The following is a 4,438-nucleotide window of genomic DNA, read 5'->3' on the forward strand; positions in this document are numbered from 1 at the left end:
TACCTCCCCCGGCAGGTGTATCCACATACATGCCCCCCTGGGTGAGGTCCTAGCGTGGGTGACACGGAGAATCTGCTGGATTGATTCGCGCAATCCCGCCGGGGCTACGCCCCAGCGCCGCCCGGTGCGGGGATCGCGCCGATCTGCTGCATGAGGCCCATCATATCAACCACGGTCTCCGCTTGGGCAATCGTCCCACTCAGGATCCGGTGAATGTTCAGGGCCCGGATCTCCACCCGCTTCCCACTTGCCGGGATGCCCTGTAGTTCGCCTCGGTGGGTGGCGCGGAACGTCAGGGGAGTGACGACGCGATCCCCTTCAGCGATCTGTGGATCCAGACTATGCTGCATATCGGGGAACGCGGCGCGGAACGCCTGGAGGAACCCGACAGAACTTTGCTTGTCGAATGGCGCCGGGATGCCAGCGAAATGCCAGACGAACTTATCCGAGAGCAACTCGCTGACCCCACTCATATCTCCTTTCTCCAAGAGCGCGTAGAACTTCCTGACCACGGTTTTGCTCTCCTCGGACATGCAGGTTCGCCTCCCTGAAAATTTTTCCCGCATTTACCGTCAAAGCGTACGCTGGGCGAACCACGATTCGAATGCTCGCATATCCCCCCCTTTTTTCAGTGTGCACCTGCGCACCTTATTGGGGGATTCGACCCGGGGTTCCTCCAGCCGGCAAACTGCCACGACGTGGCTCACGCCCGGAACCCCGGAGTCCCGGCCTAGGCACTTGACAGCCGTCATCTGAGAATATACACTGTATATACAGTATACGAGGTATATCGTGATGGGGATCAAGGACCGACAACTCGCGCAGAAAGAGCGGCTCCGCCGGAGCATTCTTGACGCTGCCGCGGAACTCTTCGTCAAAGAGGGCTACGAGAAAGTCTCGATGCGCCGGCTCGCGGAGAAGATCGACTATTCCCCGATGTCGATCTATCTGCATTTTCGGGACAAGGCTGAGCTACTCGACACGATCTGCGAAGAGACGTTCACGACACTGATCCAGCACAAGCGCCTGGCCAGAGCTGAGGATTATCCCGGCGACCCAATCGGCTACCTGAAGGCCGGCCTGCGTGCGTACATCGAGTTCGGCCTTCGCCATCCGTACCACTATCAACTCACGTTCATGACGCGCTCTTCGGTCGACGGAGAGCGCCGAAAGCGGATCGGGCAGGAGGCGTTCGGTTGCTTGCGGACGGCAGTCCGAACGTGTGCCGAGCAGGGCAAGCTTCGCATCGACGATGTAGAACTCGCCAGCCAGGTGCTGTGGACGGCCATTCACGGTGTGACCTCGCTGCTGATCACGCACTCAAAGTTTCCTTGGGCGAATCGGGAACGGCTGATCGGTGAGGCCGTCGATACCGTCGTCCGGGGCCTCGAGCGAGACAGTCAGTCAGTGTAACCGGCCCGTTGCCTGCGGGCGGGAATTTTTTTTGCTCAAAAAATGTACAGTGTAATGAGAGTATACGTTGTATCGAGCAAGCGACATCGCCGGGTGCCGGCGGCACGCAGGAGGAACGAAAGATGCCACAGGACCGCGCAACACTAGTTGAGACGAACCTGGCTTCGCCGAATCCACCAAACCCGGTTCCGGTGAATGCCCCTAGCCCCACCGCGGCTTCGCGCAATGGCTCGGCCAGTGATGAGCGAAGCGATCAGAGCGCAGGACCCCTTACACGCCGCCGCGGCCGGTCCCGGACGCGCACCTGGGCGTTCGGACTGGCGATCGCTGCCACGATCGCAGCGGTCAGTTACACATTTCGCTATTTCGACTATGCCGGCACGCACCCCGGCACCGATGATGCCTACGTGCAGGGGGACACGACGATCGTCAGCGCCAAGGTCTCAGGTCGGGTGGCCAGCATCCTCGTGAGGGGATATCAGCAGGTCCATAAGGGCGACCTGCTTGTGGAGCTCGACCCCGTGGATGCCGAGATCGCGGTTCAGCAGGCGCAGGCCGGCCTGGAGGTCGCCCAGACCCGAGTCGGCCAGGCCGCGGCGGCGCTCGTCGCCCAGCGGCATCAGACTACGGCGTCGCTCGCTCAGGCGCAGGCCGCCCAGGCGGCGGCGACCGCTCGTGTGCCTCAGAGCCAAACGAGCGTCACGCTCGAAGACCAGACCGTCCGCGAGTCGATCGCGATGGCCCGCGCGCAATTGAGCGCGACCGAAGCGCAGGTCACCTCGGCGAGGTCCAATCTCGTCAAGGCCCGCAACGATCTGACGCGGGCGAAAGAGCTGCTCGCGCAAGGAGCGGTGGCGGCCCAACAGGTCGACCAGGCCCAGGCGGCATACGATGCGGCCGCAGCCCAGGATCGCAGCGCGACCGACGGGGTCAGCCAGGCCCGGGCGGGGCTCGCGCAGGCGCACGCGGCGCAGCTCAATGTCCCCATCCGCCGGCAGGATGTCACCGCCGCGGTCGCACAGCAGGCGCAGGCGGCCGCCGGGCTGGAGACGGCGCGCGCCGGCTTCGACGTTGTCGCCCAGCGGGCCGCCGAGCTCGCCACCGCACGGGCCGGGGTCGCCCAGGCCGCGGCGCAACTCGCCGCGGCGCGCCAGCAGTTGGACTACACCCGCGTCATGGCCCCCGCGGATGCCATCGTCGGGAGCGATGTTCCCGTACAGTCCGGCCAAGTCGTCCAGCCGGGGCAGACGCTGCTGACCCTGGTGTTCTCCTCGAGCAAATGGGTGCAGGCGAACTTCAAGGAGACCCAGCTCGGCCGCGTCCGCGCGGGACAGCCGGCCACTATTCGCGTTGATCTGCTCGGCCGGACGTTCCACGGCCGTGTCGAGCGGCTCGGTCCGGCCACAGGCGCCGCGCTCGCCGTTCTCCCGCCTCAGAACGCAACGGGCAACTTCACGAAGGTTGTCCAGAGGGTGCCGGTGCGCATCGCGCTCGAGGACGCTCCGGACACCTTGCAGGTTGGGCTCTCGGTCGAGGCGACCATCGACACGACGGGACGGGGAGCCTCGTCACAATTCGCAGGTGAGGGCGCGCGCTGATGGCCGCGCCACGCGGAGATCCGAGCACCGCCCCCGGCGCGCCGGTCACCCCAAGCAAGTGGCTGGTCACCGCCGCGATCTCCATCGGTACGCTCATGGGGACCATCGACGCGTCCATCGTCAACGTCGCGCTGCCTCATGTGCAGGCGTCCTTCGGGGTCGCGGTCACGGAAGCGACCTGGATCACGACGGCCTACCTGGTCGCGCTCGTCGTGGTCCTGCCGCTCACCGGATGGCTCGGATCGACGTTTGGGCGGAAACGCGTCTACCAGGTCGGGCTGATCGTCTTTACGGGAGCCTCGGTGCTCGCCGGCGTCGCGCCCTCGCTTCCCGCGCTCATTGCCGCCCGGGTGCTGCAGGGGCTGGGCGCCGGCGTCCTCGGCCCGACGGAGCAGTCGATTCTCCGCGAGACCTTTCCCCCCAAGGAGCAGGGCCTCGCCACCGGCCTTTACGGGATGGTGGTGTTGCTGGGGCCCACGATCGGTCCGCTGCTCGGCGGCTGGATCACCGACGCCTACACGTGGCGCTGGATCTTTTTCATCAACCTGCCGGTAGGCCTCCTCGCGTCTGCGATGGTGGCCGTGATCGTCCGTGTCCGCGAAGCTCCGTGGATGCGGGCGGGATTAGCCGGGTTCGACTTCGTCGGCATCGGCCTGATGGCCGCCGGGCTGTCGAGCCTCGTGGTCGTCCTGGAGCAGGGCAACCGGTGGGACTGGTTCGACTCGCCGCTTGTGTGGGCGCTCACGCTGACCGCGGGATCGGGCCTTCTCCTCTTCGTCCTCTGGGAACTCATCGGCACGAAGTCGCCGGCGGTCGACCTGCGGATCCTCGGCAGCCGCGCGTTTACTGCAGGGTGGGTGAGTATCGGGATCGTCGGGTTCGGCCTGATCGGCGGCCTCGTGCTCCAATCGCTCTTCCTCCAGCAAGCCCTGGGCTACACGGCCATGCAGACCGGGCTCAACTTTCTCCCCCGAGGCCTCGTCACGATGCTGATCACCCCGGCCGCGGGGATTGTCACCGCCCTCATCGGCCCCCGCTACATCGTCGCCCCCGGTCTGATGCTCTCCGCGTCGGTAATGTTCCTGATGTCTCGATGGACGCTCGACGCGGGCCCCGCGCAGATCGTCGTTCCGATGCTGCTGCTCGGGTTCGCGCTCTCCCTTTTGCTCGTCCCCCTCTTCGGCTCGGCGCTGAATTCGGTCCCGCGACCCAAGGCGACGGCCGCGGCCGGCCTCATGAATTTGATGTTTCAGCTGGGAGGGTCGTTTGGGACGGCGATCCTCACGACGATGCTCGAGCGCGGCACCGACCTGTTTCACGCGCGCCTGGTGGAGCACGCCAGGCCGGATAACCCGGCGTGGACGGCGGCCCTGGGTCAGATGACGGCGCTGATGACCGTGCGGGGCGGGAGCGACGCCACCACCGGC

The 4,438-nt window shown here is 65.8% G+C and carries 4 protein-coding genes; 3 read left to right on the plus strand and 1 reads right to left on the minus strand.

The features are described 5' to 3' along the window. Nucleotides 1-104: 104 nt before the first annotated feature. A complete protein-coding gene (locus tag VFP86_09585) occupies nt 105-533 on the minus strand; it encodes an ester cyclase (protein ID HET8999884.1) in 429 nt (142 codons plus the stop codon). Nucleotides 534-795: 262 nt separating this feature from the next. Here VFP86_09585 and VFP86_09590 point away from each other — a divergent pair, with 262 nt between their 5' ends. The 3 genes from VFP86_09590 to VFP86_09600 all read left to right on the plus strand — a co-directional run. After that, nucleotides 796-1,413 (plus strand): TetR/AcrR family transcriptional regulator, encoded by a 618-nt coding sequence (locus VFP86_09590; GenBank protein ID HET8999885.1) that lies wholly within the window; start codon nt 796-798, stop codon nt 1,411-1,413. 122 nt (nt 1,414-1,535) lie between these two features. After that, a complete protein-coding gene (locus tag VFP86_09595) occupies nt 1,536-3,011 on the plus strand; it encodes an HlyD family secretion protein (GenBank protein HET8999886.1) in 1,476 nt (491 codons plus the stop codon). Further along, on the plus strand, nt 3,011-4,438 hold a 1,428-nt coding region (locus VFP86_09600; GenBank protein HET8999887.1), incomplete at its 3' end, for a DHA2 family efflux MFS transporter permease subunit. The genes VFP86_09595 and VFP86_09600, both read left to right, overlap by 1 nt.

Source organism: bacterium (assembly GCA_035703895.1).
Classification (GTDB): domain Bacteria; phylum Sysuimicrobiota; class Sysuimicrobiia; order Sysuimicrobiales; family Segetimicrobiaceae; genus Segetimicrobium.